We start from the raw sequence: 16,498 nt of genomic DNA on the forward strand, positions 1-16,498 counted from the left end.
ACAAACTAAATCCACACAAAGCTATCACTGGTAGGACTGATTGATGGATCTAATCGTCCTAGACAGAAGAACCCCATCTAGAAATTCAGTAACACTTTCTGTTGAGCAACTACCAGATACTCTGGCTGGGCTGGGCGATTGGCCTTTTAGCTGGCTTTGCGCTCGCATTCATCCTCAACTGGGAAGGATCACTCCACACCTTGTAGCCCTCTACCACCTCCACCTTCAATCAAATTCGTTACAAATTTGCAGATACTTGCTAACGCACTTATGAAGGAGAGAAGCAAACGGGCAACTCAGAGTCGAGATATGCAAGTAGACCATTGCAACATTTTACTCAATACATATGAATAAAAACCAAGTTGCTAGAAGACATGAGTCATGGTTTTGATCTTCCAAATTGATGATCAGCTTTTGCAAGCACTTCATCCCACAAATAAATTAGTAGAGCCATCTATCAAAAATCAGATTTTGAATCCAATTTCAATGGGTAATTAACAAAAGTGCAGGCCATGTCAGTTCACATTTGAAACCCTTGCAAAGTCATGGCATAAGACAAAAGCTCCCTCTATTCATAAAAAAAACCAACCTCCTCTAAAAAAGTGGAGGTCGGTTTTTAATGTCGTTTAGCGATTAAGCGAAGCTTCTGAGGATTGGCACCTGGGGCCATTTGTCCAGGTGTGTGGCTGTAAAAACTCCTTTAAGGGCACCTAGGACGATGCAGAGGAGGATCGACTGGTTTGACGCACAAATAAACTTTGTCGCACCAGACGATTAGCCCACGATTTTTTGAGACTGTTGGAGCAGGGGCCAGAAGTCAGCTTGCTTCTTCTGCGTACTCAGGTGGCGTGTCGTCCAATTAGGCGCCTCCGTGTTCGATGGACTCACTGTGGCCCTGTCAGTCATTGATGGCAATCAGTCTTAATGCTGATTGCGGAGAGCTCGGATCCGGAGCAAAATTGATTGTTTGGTCTTTTGCTTGTTGGTTGATCTCTAGATCAACACCAATCCCTATTAGAAGCAACCTCTGAGAAAAGAGGTTCCTCTTAAAAACTGCCACTCCCTTAGTCTCTTTGCTGGATCTAGAGGGAGAGATGCCGAGAAAGCGACGCAAACTCAACAAGGAGATGGAAGCAGAGATCGCTGCTGCGCAGCGAAAAGTGGAGCTGGTGATGGCGATGATCTACGACATCGCCGATGAAGAGACTCAGGGCGAATATTTATCTGGCTTCGAGCAGATCAACGCCGCAGCCTCTCACCTTTCAGAAAGCTATGTCTTGAAGGGCTTCTGCGAGGAGACAGAGGGGACCCTGGCCCTCTACAAGGGGCTACTGGAGCGTTTTGAGCAGGAGTATGAGCTCTAGCCCTTTTCCCCTTCAACTACTGGCGTCTACGCAGACCGACCGAACTGACGCGGCTGATCAGTTTTGACGGTCTGGACACTGATCAACTCCATCCCATATCCCTTTACGGCTGAATTCTGATCTGGAGTGATCCATTCACCAAGAAATGAACAATGCAGAGAAATAGAAGCAGAAAGAGCACCCGCTCAGCAAGGCAGGTGACATTCATAGGTAGAAAAAAGCTTAATCAATGTTGGCGGCTTCTCAATACTTAGCGCATCCGACAGATGAATAGTCGCAAACTTGTTTCATTGATGCATGCACATCAAAACAAGAAGAACATCTTCTAGTTTACAGTTGCCCCCTAGACCACCCCAAACAAAAGAGATACTTAAAAGAATTCAACTTCGGCTAGAGCAAATATCTACAGAAGTAGTCGAAGTAACAACTGCCATTGTAGACAAAGGACGCTTCAACTTAGGGCGTTGCTGGTCTTGGATGAATACAAATACCATCAGCAGCAAGGGGGCAATGAATGCTGCAGCGGCTACTAAACCAACGATCTGAGTCGGCCTAATGAATGGAACCTTGACTAAGGGGTCACCACATTGGCCGCAGACCATCACACCATCCGCCCGTTGCTGATGAATCTGGTAGCGACTTGAGCAGAAAGGGCAGTGGTATCTACTCATCTGAATCTGAATCTGAATCTGAATCTGAATCCACTCGAACCTGAAACTCAATCCCCACGCTCACGCCAATCGCAATGAGTAAAAGCCCTAACCAGACACTGAGCGGGGGGAAAGTCAATGTTTTTCTCAGGTATCCTAAGCCGCACCATACCCCGCTCAACCAATTGTCCCAGTAGCCTCGCCCATAGAGGCCATGAAAAAGGAGTGTTTCCTGGAATGATGCTTTAAACCTGCCTAGTCTGACGCCATTCAGATCTCCGCCCGAGCAGATGCCCAAAAAGGATCCTGCATTTAGGGCATCCAACTGGGGGTCTTGATTATCTGCCAAACCTAGATTGAGGCTTGCTTAACTTCTGTTCTTCTCCATTAAGCTTACGAAGAAGTCCTGACCAACTTGTTGACTTATAGTCGCTGGCTAGCCTTGTCCAACTTAACTTAACCAGTTCACGACAGCAGAAAACAGATCCATCGTTGGTTATATCAACGTTAATTCTGCAATGGTCACCTCTCCCTCTATTGCCTAGACCTCGATACGTTTTAAATATGATGTGATGGGAACTGTAACTAGGCATACACTCTGACTATGCATTGAGTAGCAAGAACTACGTCTTAGATCGTTTTATTCGGTTTTCAAGATACAACTATCGTCAAAGTGGTTTGATTAATGCATGCCTAACAAAAAAAAGACGATCACTTACTACTTGGACGTTGATCCACTAGACAGCGCACAACGGAAAAGATACTTGAAAGAGCTGGACTGTTCTCAGGTCCCAGCAAGTTATTCAGCTCCCAGGCGCAAGCAATCAAAGCAAAAGGTTGATCTGATGCAACAGCCTTACTAAAACCTCCATTAGCGCACTGGCGAGCTCAGCCAACAGCTGCTTTGCACCGCCCAAGCATAGTGAATAAACATTAATAGAAATCAGAGATTCCAGCAAGAAGATTCGCCGGAGGATCTCATTTTAGAGAGTGCCCAGCTTCAAAAAGCTTGAAAAACCAACTTGCAGAGTCTTTGGACACACTTTAAGAAGAAGAAGAAGTTATCACAAAAGTAATATCCTTATTACTATAATAAAACAGATGATCACACAAGAAGGGATAAAGGCTGCTCATGATTCAGATGAGTAGCATGCTGGATTCCCTTTATATCTAGATCTGCTGACTGTATCTAGCCCAAGCTAAGGATAGTGCCTAGATTTTATCTCTATAAATAATGCACCATGTACACCGTTAAAGCGACTGTCCTTCCGGGCAACAGCGAAGATCTCACTAAGCTTACAAAAGAGGAGCTGGCTTATGAGTACCAAGACAAGATCATGGAAATACTGAGCAATCAACATTCTGAACTCGACTACCTGGATTTCGGATATCAACTCAATCAAGTCATCGAAGAAGCTCAGGATCGTGGCATCTCTGAAAAGGAGCTTAAGGTTGCCTCAGGACTCCTCAAGGTGGCCTAAAGGATTTCCATCGTGTCTTAGGTAGAGGTTACTAGTGAGAACCTTCGGGGAGGGTTTAGGCCCTAGCAATATATTTTTTAGCGTTACCACAGTTGACTGAAGCCTCGATCATGAATCCGCCAGGTGCATTGACTAGGCAATCTCTAAGTTGACCACCTAAGCAAGACTTAGTTGAGATATGATCTCATTAATTTTTAACTTAGCTAAAATATCTCATTCAATTTTATGCCAGGCATGAAACTCTATTTCAATGGAGCTTTGAGAACAGAGTGATGCACCAATTAGCGACAAGACAGAGCACAGCAGCATTGACTTATAATCTGACTTTAAAATATCTCTTGCCAAGCTGAAAAGATTACATTGTCAATAAGTTAGATACTCAAATGGAGTGATTACTAGCATAATTCACACCCATCATTATTTTGCTGGAGCTTACTTATCTACCGGGAAAGGGATCGCCGAGGCTCTCCTTTGTGGCTAGAGTTGTGAACGGATAAAGTTTTTAAGTCTGGGAATATAGAGCGATCATTATTGCTATTATTTCGCCAATTAAACCTACAAACGATGATTAGCAAAAAGATTACATGCTATCAAAGCTCTATCCCCAAGCTATGCAGTCATTTATTCATCACAAAACCTGCTTCTCCCCGATACGGTCTAGCCATGCAATGAAGTCTTTTCTTGAGAATGACTTCATGAGTTTCTTGCTGAAAAGTGAGCGGGAGATTCAGCTGAACTTCATCCCAATAGCAAAGACCACAACTACTTATGCAAGAACAATCCATATGGCAGCTTACATCACTCAGAATAATCTCCGCCTAAAGGGTGAACTGCATGAGACGTGCTTGTGAGGAACCTAAGGACAAATGTTTCATTCAACAATACGAATTTGCCGCGGATGTTGGTCTACCTGCTTTGCCTGTAATCCCATGGTCGCTGGATCCCGCCTGGGACAGACTACACCCCAGAGCCTTGTAAACGAGCCATGGTCTCTAACGAGCATAGTCCTGACGATCACACCCGTTGATGTATTGCCAATAAACAAAGGAATCACCTGACTTAATCAAGAGTTTGTTGATGTTGTTGCCGTTGTGAAAAACTTCAGCGACAGTTCTGCCATAACTATCGTTTGCCTTGATTCGTAAGCTGACCTGAGAACCATTAGGTAAAAGATGCTTTAATGCTTGTCGAGCTGATCTTCCATAGGACGCCTGGGAGGTTTCTGGAGCATCAATGCAAGCAAGACGCACTTTGATTGCTCGAGTGGCTTCAATAACAGTGATTGTGTCGCCATCCTCAATAGACAGAACTTCTGCTGTGTGTACGGGGTCTGCAAAGAAAGCGGCAAGGATGATGAGAAGTACCTTGCCAATATCCGATGAAGATCTTATAAGGATCTCTTGATAGCAAAAATCTGGCAAAGCTGGATTCTTCTAATTCTAAATTCTCCATGTCTAAGTGAAATCAAAAAGTTATTCCTCAGGAGAGAGTATTTACTGTTTAAATCTCCCATCCTAAATCTCTCATTGTCCACAAAGTTTAATACGGACAAATCCAAGATTATTTCTTCGAATATCAGCAATATTTTAATGACTTCTCATCGGTTCATAAAATTCCTTTCTTTGGCTTATCCTTAAATGGTTGGGCGCCAATATTGGGAGGTACGTTTTTACTCTTCTCAGACACAACTGCTGTTCCCATCCCTCCCATTACTCCTTTGATCCAATTAATGAATCTTGCCAAGGGCGACTCCGCATCGCGCTTTTGATCAGTCATCATAAATTTCCGACTGTTCAAATGCTACACGATCACCCTTGCCCATGCAAAACCTTCTGAAGGATTCCTTATTCACTTCATGACTGAATTCTGAAGGTACATCTTTACCGCTATTCATCGAGCAAGTTCTCTTGAGCAAATTCTTCTCATCATTATCAATCAACCCTACGACAAAGGGCCCTAATATCAAACTGATTCCGTAAGAATGTATTTACTTCATCACACAGGCCAACACCCTCATTCTTATTGAGACCAGTCAAATGACTGAAGCAAATAAATAAAAACGCCTACACCTCCTCCCGCCAAGAACACTCTGCCTATTCTGAGGACATGCTAGCAATCTCTTGGATCAATTGAAAGACAACAGCATCTTGACGCTAATTGACCAATTCCAGTTATCCCCACATCCGGAGGGAGGCTGGTACCGGGAAGTCATCCGAAGTGGTCTTACCGTAAAACGAAGTGATGGTCATCAACGCAATGCCATCACAGGGATCATTTTTCTCTTAGGCAAGGATGATAAAAGTTGTTGGCATTGTGTCGATGGTGCAGATGAAATCTGGATTCACCTTCAGGGAGCACCCCTCTCTCTTTGGCGACTAGATCCAAATAGCAATGAGCTAGTCAGATTAAAGCTGGATACAGCACAGCCAATGCAAATGATCCCCGCAGGATTTTGGCAAGCTGCTTGCAGCCAAGGTTCCTATACCTTAGTGAGCTGCTGTGTTAGCCCAGGTTTTGACTTCGACGACTTCAAAATGCTTCGAGACATTCCCAAGGAATGCTGGCCAGAGGAAGCCCTTAGTGAACTGATTTAATGCTGCCGTCTTCACCTAAGCGCCGATGCCTAAAGGCTAAAAATTAAGCGGTAATTCCATTCATAGGCGTCCCTCTAGCACCTCTAAGGTTTGCGTGTTGGAAGCGCAGCCGAAGGTTTACCACCGCCACCTCACCCAGCATTTCAAACTTGGATAAGCGTAAAGCCAATCTATGAGGCAGAGTTGCTTCCTCTTGAAGCGTCTCTAGCCGCAGAGCTCCGTGACAAAAAAACCTTGGTTTACCGCAAACATCCATGCACCTGGCACGGGACTGGCATTGGCCCTGCTCGCCCTAACCCAAGTTCCAATTGCAACTGAGGCAATTCTCAGGGTTTATTGCATTATTGAGAGGCACAGTTACAAGGAATACGATATTCCCAGGGCGACTCGCTTTTGCAACGGTGGCTAAAGGCTCGGGATCCCCTTGGTCCATTCCATCATTGCTGCTTGGAGGAACCTATGTGGAGCTCTTCTGCTCTTTAAGAAGGGCCTCTGGCGTGAAGGACCACTCGGGCTTCTTAGCTTTGAATGTTTTGGCCTTGAATCCGAATGTGATGCCATTGATGTTAACCAGCCCTTTGAACTCATAGAAGTTTTTCTCAGCACTAACGATGAGGTACTTGTTGTCCCTGCAAGGTCCTCTACCTTGTTCGTCTCTAACTCTTGTAACTTCAGCATCTTCTCCAAACTCTTGCTCAGCGCAGTAGGTGATGAACTGCGTGGTTGGCGTAGGGTCCATCAGCAAACGGTAGCCAATGTTGTGTCTATTATTCAAGCTCTCTCTTCAACACCACGCAATCGGAATAGTAGGGTCCACGACGAGCCCTTCAGGTGTTGCAGAAAAGCTAGATAGCTTCCAAAAAAAATTGACAAGCCCGAAGGGTGAGTTGAATATAAACAACTGCAATAAATGTAAACCACTATCGACCAAGAGCTGAAGACTAAACTTTATCGAAGCCAGCATTGAAAACCAGTAACAAATGGCTTTGAGACTTTTGAAATGCTGAGAGTGGTCATCACAATCTGCAAACCAATCCTCAATCTCTTAGCCTTTCAATACCTCCCTCTCAACCACTGCATCATCAAAGTTTAAACTGATAATTATTATCTCACATGCCACTATCACTGCGGAGCTTGAATGCAAGTTAATGACAGCAGACTGTCATTGGACTGTAAAGGCCATCTCGATCACAAGCCAGAAGATTAATCCTAAACATAACTCACTATTAATATAAATACAGGCATACCTAATCGGATACCACGGGAAGCAAGAAGAAAAAACAAAAGCCAAAAGCCCTGCCTTAATTGACCCAAAGGCCTCATCCGCCAGTTCAATACAAAACAAAAAAGCCTAACAAAAGGGAACAATCAGCAATGATGAAGTTGAAGACCCTGAAAATTGGATTAAATAAACAATCCCCCCAATCACTAGTCCTCATTGTGATCGGTCGGCATTAGCAATAGGAAAATCCAAGCACTTATCATTAAGGCCATAATTGTTTCTACTACGCCGGGAGACACCTCTGGCAATTGATCCATCGTCCCAATTCTCCAGTAGCATATCTAAAGCCAAAAGCTTTTCAACGAAAACGTATAAATCTCCAAAGTCTATTAACGATGCAGAGGGTTTACTAGAAGCCTTATAACCACCCTGCAATCCTTTGCTTATGTCTTTGAGGCTTGGCCTGCCAGAGCGAGCTTATTGTGTTGAATCGAGCCTGGCATCCAGCCAAAGCACCATTGATATATGTGTCTCAAGCCTAATCAGCTTCTCTGGAGACAACACCTGATGAAAGCTACCTCCTTGAGGAACTGGTTACCAGAGGTGGTCAAACTAACTGTCCAAACAGGCATCTAGCCATCGGTAAAAACAAATAATATTAGGCATAGATATAGTTGAAAACGAGTAGTTGATGCCTAGCAATTGATCAATGTTCTGAGGTGAGGAGATTTGTTAAAAGTTGAGACTTGCGGTGCTGTCTAAGCCTCCATGCTGATTAAAAAGCCCATGAGTGTGGTTATTACTGCCTTATGTATCCCATATTTAAGTAATTGATCTGCATAGGATATTTGCAGTCATTTCCTTATCCATGACTGAAGAGACCACGACCAAAAAGGACTGCATCAGCAAAAAGAGCTCAATGCTTGCTTATGGCGTCATTCAGATCACCGCCACCGTTGTCTCCGCAATCTCCCTTGCTGCAATTGCTCTGGGTGTCTGCTCCATCAAACAAGAAAGCAAGGTATTCAACGGCTGCGTAGAGGAAACCATCGCCACAGGCAGGAGCAATGCTGAGGCTGTTCGCTTCTGCAATGGAGGCAACTGAAAAGGAGCAGTTATTCCTCCTGCGCCTCTAATTCAAACCTGGTTCAATTTGAATGAGGAGTCTGAGGACGCAGATACGCTGAAAATGAGTCCTGGACTTGAGGGCATCCAAAGCGGGTGCCCTTCTTCATGCCAAGGGTCTGCTGTTTTTATCATTGGGACGAGTTGTATATGCATAGAAGAGTATTGAGACCCTTTTTGGCTTCAGGGTTTTTCATCGATTCTTCAAGGTTCGCTCTACCGCCCGATTAGCTTTGCTGTTGGATAGCAAATGTCATGGCGAATTCTGATGATGCCAAGCTTCGCCCTCTTCCCAATACAGCTGCCCTGAGTGGGGTACTTGAAGCGTTTGCATTTTTTCGCGATCCAGCCTTCGCACAGAAGCGCTTTAAGCGTCACGGGAATGTTTTTGAAACATCACTGCTCGGACAGCCAATGGTGTTCATTCAGGGCGGGCAAGCGATAAGTGATCTCCTAGCTCAACCCAACGCAGTAGAAGGTTGGTGGCCGGAGAGTGTTCGGCAGCTATTGGGCAGCCATTCGCTGGCTAACCGCAACGGAGCCTCCCATCGAGCACGCCGAAGGGTGATAGGCCAATTGTTCTCGGCCTCAGCACTACAGCGCTACAGCGCTGGCATCATCAGCATGGTTAAGGATCTTGCCGACGAACTGCAAGCTGCAACAACAGCTCTGCCTCTCGCAGAGAGAATGCGTCGTTTCGCTTTCTCGGTAATCGCCACGACGGTTCTCGGATTGGAGGGTACTGATCGTGATGAGTTGTTCGTTGATTTCGAGATCTGGACCAGAGCCCTCTTCTCAATACCGATAGCTCTTCCAGGTAGCTCCTTTGCTAAAGCGCTTAAGGCACGGGAACGGTTGTTGAAGAGGCTTCAGAAGGTACTTTTAAAAGCCTCCAATGGCAACGGTGGTCTTGATCTGCTTGCGGGAGGTCTCGATGAAGCAGGTATTCCTTTAACGGACGAAGACGTGGTTGAGCAGCTTCTGCTTCTTCTGTTCGCGGGCTACGAGACCACGGCTTCTTCGCTCAGCTGTCTGATGCGGGAGCTCCTTCTCAACCCGCAAGTGGAAACGTGGCTGCGAGAGGAAATCGATGGACTTGACTGGCCTCCAGCACCCGAGCAGGCCACCACTGCCTACGACCAGGTCAACGCACCAAAACTTGATGCGGTCGTTTCTGAGGTCATGCGACTCACGCCAGCGGTGGGAGGTTTTTTTCGCCGCACTAAGTGCGCCTTGGTAATCGACGGTGTGGAGGTGCCAAAAAACCGTGTGGTACAGGTTGCTCTGGCAGCTTCTAACCGTCATGGTGCTGGCGATCTGGAAGCCTTTCGTCCCCAGCGCCACCTAGATGATGGCTGTTCAGCAACCCTGCTGCCTTTTGGGGGAGGAGAGCGAGTATGCCTAGGCAAACCACTAGCGGAACTTGAAATACGTTTGATGGTGGTCGGCTTGTTTCACCAGTTGCGACTTCACTTGATCCCTGACCAAGACCTCACTCTGCAAATGCTGCCTAGCCCTAAACCCCGAGATGGCCTGCTAACGAAGGTGCTGTAAAAAGCTCCACAGTTGTTCTTGGTTTTGCTGCTGCTTTGCTGAACATAGTTAAACCCATCAAAACTGAGCAAAAAACCCTTAAACAATGACCTTGCTTCTTATGCTCTGGGAAAGTAGTTAGCAATCCTATGATCAACAAGCAATTACCAACACAAGATTTCAACCAATGAATACCAACAGAACCAACTTCCCAAAGAGGATAAGCAAAGGCTTTATCTCATTGACTACCTATCAAAAATGGGTCGTTATTTTACTCGGATGCCTTGTCTTGTCTCAGATTCCAACAGCAATTAATCAAACAGTAGGAACATTTTCAGGCATTAGGTGTCGCAACGCCTTTGTTCGCGGTCGCATACCACTAAGACACAGACAGCTAAGTCAATGAATCAGCTCAAGATTAAGAAGCTATATATTAACAAGTCAAGGGAATACTAACATCCCTTAAATAGCGTATCTCTTTATTGATAACAACCTCAAGGGCAGCAAACTGATTGCCTAAGTTCACAACACTGAGCGTCATCCCACTTACAGAGTTTCACCTCAAATTGTGACTGAGCATCATATCAAAATCTTGCCATCTTTTTGTCGATGAAAGAAGCTTTTATCCATCCCCTGATATGAAAATAACAGCCTGAGGTATTTAAGAATTTTTTACTGCTCCTCGGAAGCCTGGATTTAAATCGGGTTAGCATTTAACAAAGACAAGGCAAATCATTACCTCCACACCTTTGAACGATTAAATAAAATTTATTGCAATAGTTTAATTGCAAACTGGGTACCCTCAGGCACAACAGGTCTTGGAGGTTCACCACTAACGACACCGCCAGCTAGCCTCGATCTCTTTCTCAGAAAGATTTTATCGGTATAGATTGAGGCCTCCTAAGCTAATCAAGGCTTTAGCTGACTTGATGGTTACTATAGAGTTCGTACTTACAGATTTTCGTTCTGCTGGTAGTGTCAGATTATTTCTGCAATGCAATCACACGCATACAATGCAATCTCAGGATGAGCTATATATTCATCAAATGATCTAGGTAGCAACCTATTTCATCATGCTAAGCAAAATTAAAATCCATTCATTCATTACACGCTTCTAAACAGGCTTACTTTCTTAACTGCGGATTTTTCTACCATGGGAACGTAAAGGGTCGGAGTCTAATAAAGGTAAATGATTTTATGGAAAAATTTTAATCAGTGGTTGCATGAGTGAGTAGAGAGTGGAAGGGTCTACAATTGATTCATATTTTGACTTTAAATAGTGTCAGTTTTCGATCGCTACAGCACGTTCTGGACTCAGGGTTTTGACTTCAAGGGTCGAACCAAGCGCAGTGACTAGTGGACCATTGTTCTCGTCAATATTCTGCTCGGTCTTGTTCTCGCCCAGCTGCAAGAAGGCTTTTACTCGATTTACGCGCTTTTTGCTGTTGCAAGCATCGTTCCTGGAGTTGCCATGCAGGTTCGTCGAATACGCGATACCGGCCGTCAGTGGCAATGGATATTTATCGCTCTGATTCCGTTCATTGGGGCCTTATTGCTGCTTTGGATTGTGATCGGCCCTTCAGCTGAGAGTTCGCAATAGGGATGAATCAAGGATACTGTTTGATCAATGGATCCTAAAAGGCCTTATTTTTAAATTTGGTGGAAATAGTTAGTTGTAGCAAAATCCTATCTTCAAATCTTACCTTTAAGTAGCTGCTACCTCCACAATTTGATCCAGCCAAGCCTTCTACTCCTATCCTGAAGGTTGAGCTTACTTCAGCATATTTATTTTGAAATCTTGCTTATGCTCTTTGGTAATATTAACTACATGATCAGCAGCAATGCTTACTATTGACTGCTTTTAAGTCGAAGGCCCATCTTTGTCAACATCAAGCATTGTTGCATGAATGCGACTTAATGTTATCAATAAATTATCCCCAACTTACTGGAAGGAAAGCTCTACTTCTTCAGATCAAAGCTCTTGACTACCTTCCAGTTCACTCTTATTGCGTTGCCCTGCTTATTATCGCCTGTTTCATATTCTCCTTGATAACCTAAGATCATTGTCTCATCTTCATTCAAGTTACATTCTCTGTTAAACAGGGTATATTTCATCCTAAGCCTCTCAGTCTCTCTCGTGGTTTCTTCCTTCCACTCATAACACCTCTCATCTGCTTCTATGCTCTCCGCCATCTTGTCGGGAGATATCAAGTATTGACAGCCTCCTAAGCATGCAGAAAGGATAATAAATGTAAGGAACTTGGCAGGAATATCCATTTCATATTTCTAATTTCTCTGAAAACCACCATGAATTAGCTTGTCTTGGATTGATTTTTCGCCTTTGACCTTGGCGATGAATACCTTGAGTTGTTCTTGTGACATTGATTAAATCTTTAGTGGTTGCCTTAAGTTTAGTGTGCCAAGCATCGGATTACTTTTGAGAGCTTGAAGTGTCTATTTAGATGCTAAAATTACCCTGTAACTACAAGATGATTGGGGAATATAACATGAGCTAGTTAGTGGATCGGTTGCTGCCATCCTAGGCTGCCTTAATATTGCACCAGCCACAACCACCTCCCCAGCCAATCCTTCTAGATCCTCATCAGACAGGTTTTGACAATCAGTAGTTCAGTCTTCGAGGTAATCGCTAGTCCGGCAGCTTTGGTAATAGCAACTTGATCTGCACCATCTGCTTTTAATTATTCCTGCAAAGAGGTGTCTACTTGAAGCCCGTCGATTGAATGCATTACATTTCAGAGATATGGCTGACAACAAGACAAAGTGGAACCTTCAAACAAGATTCGCAGCAGGGGAGAGATAACCACCGTTAGGGAGGATGGGCATGATGCAAAGTCATTCACCACTTACCTAAAACGTTGAAAACTATGGCAACTGTTAAGGGAAGAAGCAAAACATCAAGGTGAAGTTCTGACGGCCAATGCCTTTCGTTATCGCTACGCCCAAACATCTCATTCAGCAGGGCTACCCGATAGCGAACATTGCCCAAGCAATAGGGGCACGCGCTTGAGATGCACCTGAGTAGCTATATCTATGCAACCTTGACACCGGATGCAAAGTCAGACCTCTATTCAAAGGTGAATGCTGAAACTACAAAAGTCAAATGAAACCAGATCCCCTCATTGAGGTGATGCGTTCTCAACCCTCGCCAAGCGTCGCTTGAGTGCTATCGATGCATGGGATACACCTGACAACAGATCGCAGATCGCTATCGCTGTTCAGCCAATCAGGCTAGGAGGTGGGCTATCGCTTGATGGGTTGCCAATTGTTTGCGGGGCCCGAGAAAGTAGGGCCCCTAAGCCACCTCATCCGGGAATCCCGCCCAGGTCCCCTCGAGCCCAAGGGGGTTGTAGTGGCTTTCTTTAGGTCTAGATCTGGATGATTGGGGAGTCATTGGTGCTAACCAGACAGTTCTCTTACTCCCTCTGCAAAAATGCCTGGCGCCATTGTTCGTCGGGCTCAGAGCTCTAGATGTAAGGGCAAAAAGAAACCCCGCCAAAGGCAGGGTTTCATGACTTCTCTTTGGGCGTGTTTCCTTGTTTCCACTCCGAGGAGAAGTCCTCCTCACAAATTAACCATAACGATCGCAACTGTCACTGTGCCAGTTGACCGTGTCAGTTCCTCAGCCGTCACTAGCTGTTCCCTTGGCGTTGCTGTATTGAAGACGATTCAGCTCAAGACACTAATTCCAGTGGGTTGGCTGGCAGAGCTCACTGCGCTTTTCCTTTTTCAAAGCCTGCTCAGCTTGGTGCATTGCAACGAGAGAAGCCTCAATACGACGCAACTGTGCCTCTCGTATGGCTGTGTTCTTATCCAAAGTGAAAATACTGTTTGGAGTGCATGAAGCAACCTGCGGTTAGCGCTCTCAACTTGCGAACAATACAGAGTTCTTTAGGGGCGACCATGAGCATGGATGCTTATCCATTTCCAGCAAGCAGCCAAAACGCCGGACTGATGAGAAGCTGGCCGATACAGACAAGCATTTATCCCTGCTGACGCCTTGTTCCTGCTTGCTTAGACCTAGATCAGGAGTCCGAGGACGTAGAAACCCTGAGAATGAGTCCTGGACTTGAGGGCATCCAACGCGGGTGCCCTTCTCCATGTCAGTTGTTTGCTCTGCTTATCAAAAGCTAAGCATGTCTTTGATCAGTCTGTGTTCGAACTCATCGATGGCATTGAGCCAGGTCACTGCGTTTTTAAAGAAGTTGCGTCAACTTATGGATAGCGGTAATGGATGAAAACAAAAAGTCGTCACCGCCTCAGAGAGAAAAAGTAAATAAGAAAAGCCCTGCTCTCAGGCGTGGCTTCACTGGCCAACAAGGGCAGCACGTGATCACCCTTCTGTTGGCCATTCCTGGGGATACCGATAGGAGGGGTCTTAACACTGAGGAATTTGAGAATCTTCTTCTGATCTTTCGACTGTGGGATCCCGATAGCAACGCTCTTCAATGATCGGCTTGATCCCTTCCTCCAGCTCTCTTAAAAGCTCTTCTCTAAAGCTGTCGATATTTTCCAGTGTGGGGTGCACAAACCCCGCCTCTTTTGCATCCCAAAACAGCGCCTGAATCGTTCGATGAAAGAGGGGGTGTCTCAGAGGCATGAAGTCAATTGCAAGGGAGCGCCCCACCAGGAAAACATCAACTCAGCTAGTAATCCCTGGCCACACATCCAGGGGAAGAGAGCGGGCTGGCTGGAGGCTGGACGCTCAATATGGGCTAACGCATGGTGTCCTGGGCCAGCGCTGCAGCCTCAACGCTGCAATCACGATTTGGTTGTAATCCCCTTGAACGAGCTTCTGAAACCTCAGCTTTCGCAGCTGCGAAATCAGAACGGAAGTCGGCATTGGCATGAAGCAGCGCTACAGAGGCTGCGCCCATCAGTTGACCGTTGACCACATCGCTATACCAGTGCACATTGCACAGATGGCGGCTCTCCCCGAAGGCCAGTCCTCTGGCAAGAATTTGGTCACGGCGCTCTGGAACCATTTCACTGAGGATCAGAGCCCAGGCCCAGCCAATGGCAGTGTGACCTGATGGATAGGAGGGATCTGTCGTCAGCTCTGCGGTGTCCTGAGGTGAGCAGATCATCTTCTTATTCACCAAGAAGGGTCTGCGGCGGTTGTAGTTATTCTTGGCTGCATAAGTGGACAAACCCGCATCAGTAAGGCTCCGGCGTAAAAGCATGTAGAGCCTCGGCGTTGCTTCTTCATTAATGGAGATACCTATTGCGCAGGAAAAGGTGCCGGCTGCCCCAGGAAAATTCAAATCAGCATCAATAGCCGCAAGATTCCAACGGGGTGTCCCAGGGAGCGAGAAGCTTCTCTGAGAGATTGTGTTGTCTAGAGCGTGATCAGAATTGCCAAGCGTTGGCGGTGCAGGCAGCAACTGCAAACTATCCGGCCGATCCTCCTTGTTTAAATATCCCTGAAGTAGTCCATGCCCAATTTCAGGCACATCGGCACTCGCGATGAGGCATTCCCGATATGGCTGAGGCCCAGCGAATGCAATAGTCGGATAACTAGTGCCGATCAAAGCCATCCCAAGGCTAAGAAATGTCGCAGGGACTAATTGCATGATTTTGTTAATTCCATACAACAATTACTCAATGGATAGCTCATTAGGCAACCAATACGCCTAGGAGGTGGGCTATCGCTTGATTGGTTTTCAATCGTTTGCGGGGCCCGAGAAAGTAGGGCCCCTAAGCCACCTCATCCGGGAAATCCCGCCCAGGCCCCCTCGAGCCCAAGGGGGTTGTAGTGGCTTTCTTTAGGTCTAGATCTGGATGCTTGGTGAGTCATTGGTGCTAACCAGACAGTCCTATTACTCCCGCTGCATAAGGCAGGGCTTTTAAAGGAGAAACACCTCGCTCTTTATTCATTCCTGCAGTTGATTTGGCCTGATAGCTGCAACCAAAAACATCCGAGATAATGAGATTACTTTTTAAACGTTCAATCCCAGTGCTAGTTGATCAGCCCAAGTGAATACGAAAAACTCCGCGGCAGCTCAGCTCAAAGGAGAATCAAGGCGACCTTATCTGATGCTGAATGCTTGCAGCTATTCGAGCTCCTAGAAGAAGGTTGAGCGAATGTGGCCAGACTGCTGCGGGTGTTTGGCCTACGGATGTGGGAAGTGAACTGCCTGATTGTTCGAACCAATGCCGATGGTGAACCTCAGCTCTTTTGCCGCGAGGGCAAGGTCTACACAACCCGTGGCGTGAAGAGATCAAACGAGCCCCGCTGGCTTGAGGCCGTCCCGGTGGCCGGCCAGACCTTTGAGCTTGTGGGTCAAATCCAGCGCTGTGATCTGAAGCTACCGATCGGCACCGATGGCAATCCCATGGAAATCAGTGGCGCCAACCTGGGAAAAACCCTGCGCCGTTTGCCCTATTGGCAGGAGCTGGTGAAACAGAAAGCCGAGCAAGGCGAATGGCTGAGGCCCTATAGCTTCCGCGACACCTATTCACTAGTTTGCGAATCACTGCAGATGCACAAGGCTGATCTCTGCGCAGCGAT

The 16,498-nt window shown here is 46.0% G+C and carries 13 protein-coding genes and 1 pseudogene; 7 read left to right on the forward strand and 7 right to left on the reverse strand.

All coding sequences use genetic code 11. From position 1 onward, the window contains the following. The first annotated feature begins 1,094 nt into the window (after nucleotides 1-1,094). A complete protein-coding gene (locus PMIT1303_RS00920) occupies nucleotides 1,095-1,364 on the forward strand; it encodes a hypothetical protein (protein ID WP_063397156.1) in 270 nt (89 codons plus the stop codon). 380 nt (nucleotides 1,365-1,744) lie between these two features. On the opposite strand, the gene PMIT1303_RS13670 is transcribed toward PMIT1303_RS00920, so the two are convergent. Continuing rightward, on the reverse strand, nucleotides 1,745-2,086 hold the full coding sequence (locus PMIT1303_RS13670) for a hypothetical protein (protein ID WP_197459722.1): 342 nt from the start codon (nucleotides 2,084-2,086) through the stop codon (nucleotides 1,745-1,747). 1,169 nt (nucleotides 2,087-3,255) lie between these two features. On the opposite strand from PMIT1303_RS13670, the gene PMIT1303_RS00930 reads away from it, so the two are divergent. Then, the gene (locus tag PMIT1303_RS00930; RefSeq protein ID WP_063397141.1) at nucleotides 3,256-3,495 is read left to right on the forward strand and encodes a hypothetical protein; all 240 of its coding nucleotides are present in this window, start codon (nucleotides 3,256-3,258) and stop codon (nucleotides 3,493-3,495) included. A gap of 992 nt (nucleotides 3,496-4,487) precedes the next feature. Here the strand turns inward: PMIT1303_RS00930 and PMIT1303_RS00940 are convergent. Next, complete coding sequence (locus PMIT1303_RS00940; RefSeq protein WP_231901179.1) at nucleotides 4,488-4,916, reverse strand: thermonuclease family protein; 429 nt, start codon at nucleotides 4,914-4,916, stop codon at nucleotides 4,488-4,490. Between the two features lie 726 nt (nucleotides 4,917-5,642). Between PMIT1303_RS00940 and PMIT1303_RS00950 the strand changes: the two genes are divergently transcribed. Next, on the forward strand, nucleotides 5,643-6,089 hold the full coding sequence (locus PMIT1303_RS00950) for a cupin domain-containing protein (RefSeq protein ID WP_231901182.1): 447 nt from the start codon (nucleotides 5,643-5,645) through the stop codon (nucleotides 6,087-6,089). Nucleotides 6,090-6,546: 457 nt separating this feature from the next. Here the strand turns inward: PMIT1303_RS00950 and PMIT1303_RS00960 are convergent, their stop codons facing one another. Then, entirely contained in the window at nucleotides 6,547-6,828 is a 282-nt protein-coding gene (locus PMIT1303_RS00960; RefSeq protein WP_063397145.1) for a hypothetical protein, read from the reverse strand. Between the two features lie 1,351 nt (nucleotides 6,829-8,179). Here PMIT1303_RS00960 and PMIT1303_RS00965 point away from each other — a divergent pair. After that, entirely contained in the window at nucleotides 8,180-8,416 is a 237-nt protein-coding gene (locus PMIT1303_RS00965; RefSeq protein ID WP_041384596.1) for a hypothetical protein, read from the forward strand. A 275-nt stretch (nucleotides 8,417-8,691) separates the two neighbouring features. Next, nucleotides 8,692-9,990 (forward strand): cytochrome P450, encoded by a 1,299-nt coding sequence (locus tag PMIT1303_RS00970; RefSeq protein ID WP_063397146.1) that lies wholly within the window; start codon nucleotides 8,692-8,694, stop codon nucleotides 9,988-9,990. A 1,261-nt stretch (nucleotides 9,991-11,251) separates the two neighbouring features. Here the strand turns inward: PMIT1303_RS00970 and PMIT1303_RS14185 are convergent. Further along, complete coding sequence (locus PMIT1303_RS14185) at nucleotides 11,252-11,380, reverse strand: hypothetical protein (protein WP_255359743.1); 129 nt, start codon at nucleotides 11,378-11,380, stop codon at nucleotides 11,252-11,254. Here PMIT1303_RS14185 and PMIT1303_RS13865 point away from each other — a divergent pair. Continuing rightward, the gene (locus PMIT1303_RS13865; protein WP_304440523.1) at nucleotides 11,375-11,569 is read left to right on the forward strand and encodes a DUF805 domain-containing protein; all 195 of its coding nucleotides are present in this window, start codon (nucleotides 11,375-11,377) and stop codon (nucleotides 11,567-11,569) included. The genes PMIT1303_RS14185 and PMIT1303_RS13865 overlap by 6 nt on opposite strands. Nucleotides 11,570-11,928: 359 nt before the next feature. Here the strand turns inward: PMIT1303_RS13865 and PMIT1303_RS00980 are convergent, their stop codons facing one another. The 3 genes from PMIT1303_RS00980 to PMIT1303_RS00990 form a co-directional block, all read right to left on the reverse strand. Continuing rightward, the gene (locus PMIT1303_RS00980; RefSeq protein WP_063397148.1) at nucleotides 11,929-12,246 is read right to left on the reverse strand and encodes a hypothetical protein; all 318 of its coding nucleotides are present in this window, start codon (nucleotides 12,244-12,246) and stop codon (nucleotides 11,929-11,931) included. Between the two features lie 2,119 nt (nucleotides 12,247-14,365). Next, a complete protein-coding gene (locus PMIT1303_RS12690) occupies nucleotides 14,366-14,614 on the reverse strand; it encodes a hypothetical protein (RefSeq protein WP_011130935.1) in 249 nt (82 codons plus the stop codon). An 88-nt stretch (nucleotides 14,615-14,702) separates the two neighbouring features. After that, nucleotides 14,703-15,560: a phosphatase PAP2 family protein gene (locus tag PMIT1303_RS00990; protein WP_063397150.1), complete on the reverse strand. Its 858-nt coding sequence runs from the start codon at nucleotides 15,558-15,560 to the stop codon at nucleotides 14,703-14,705. A 513-nt stretch (nucleotides 15,561-16,073) separates the two neighbouring features. Between PMIT1303_RS00990 and PMIT1303_RS00995 the strand changes: the two are divergent. After that, nucleotides 16,074-16,498: pseudogene (locus PMIT1303_RS00995) on the forward strand (hypothetical protein); the annotation flags it as partial.

The organism is Prochlorococcus sp. MIT 1303, from assembly GCF_001631965.1.
GTDB classification, from domain to species: Bacteria; Cyanobacteriota; Cyanobacteriia; order PCC-6307; family Cyanobiaceae; genus Prochlorococcus; species Prochlorococcus marinus_D.

Excerpts from the sequence above, each read along its gene's own strand:
- PMIT1303_RS00920 (WP_063397156.1), top strand. The coding sequence starts at position 1,095 with ATGCCGAGAAAGCGACGCAAACTCAACAAGGAGATGGAAGCAGAGATC.
- PMIT1303_RS00965 (WP_041384596.1), top strand. The coding sequence starts at position 8,180 with ATGACTGAAGAGACCACGACCAAAAAGGACTGCATCAGCAAAAAGAGC.
- PMIT1303_RS00980 (WP_063397148.1), bottom strand. The coding sequence starts at position 12,246 with ATGGATATTCCTGCCAAGTTCCTTACATTTATTATCCTTTCTGCATGC.
- PMIT1303_RS00930 (WP_063397141.1), top strand. The coding sequence starts at position 3,256 with ATGTACACCGTTAAAGCGACTGTCCTTCCGGGCAACAGCGAAGATCTC.
- PMIT1303_RS00990 (WP_063397150.1), bottom strand. The coding sequence starts at position 15,560 with ATGCAATTAGTCCCTGCGACATTTCTTAGCCTTGGGATGGCTTTGATC.
- PMIT1303_RS00970 (WP_063397146.1), top strand. The coding sequence starts at position 8,692 with ATGGCGAATTCTGATGATGCCAAGCTTCGCCCTCTTCCCAATACAGCT.
- PMIT1303_RS00960 (WP_063397145.1), bottom strand. The coding sequence starts at position 6,828 with ATGGACCCTACGCCAACCACGCAGTTCATCACCTACTGCGCTGAGCAA.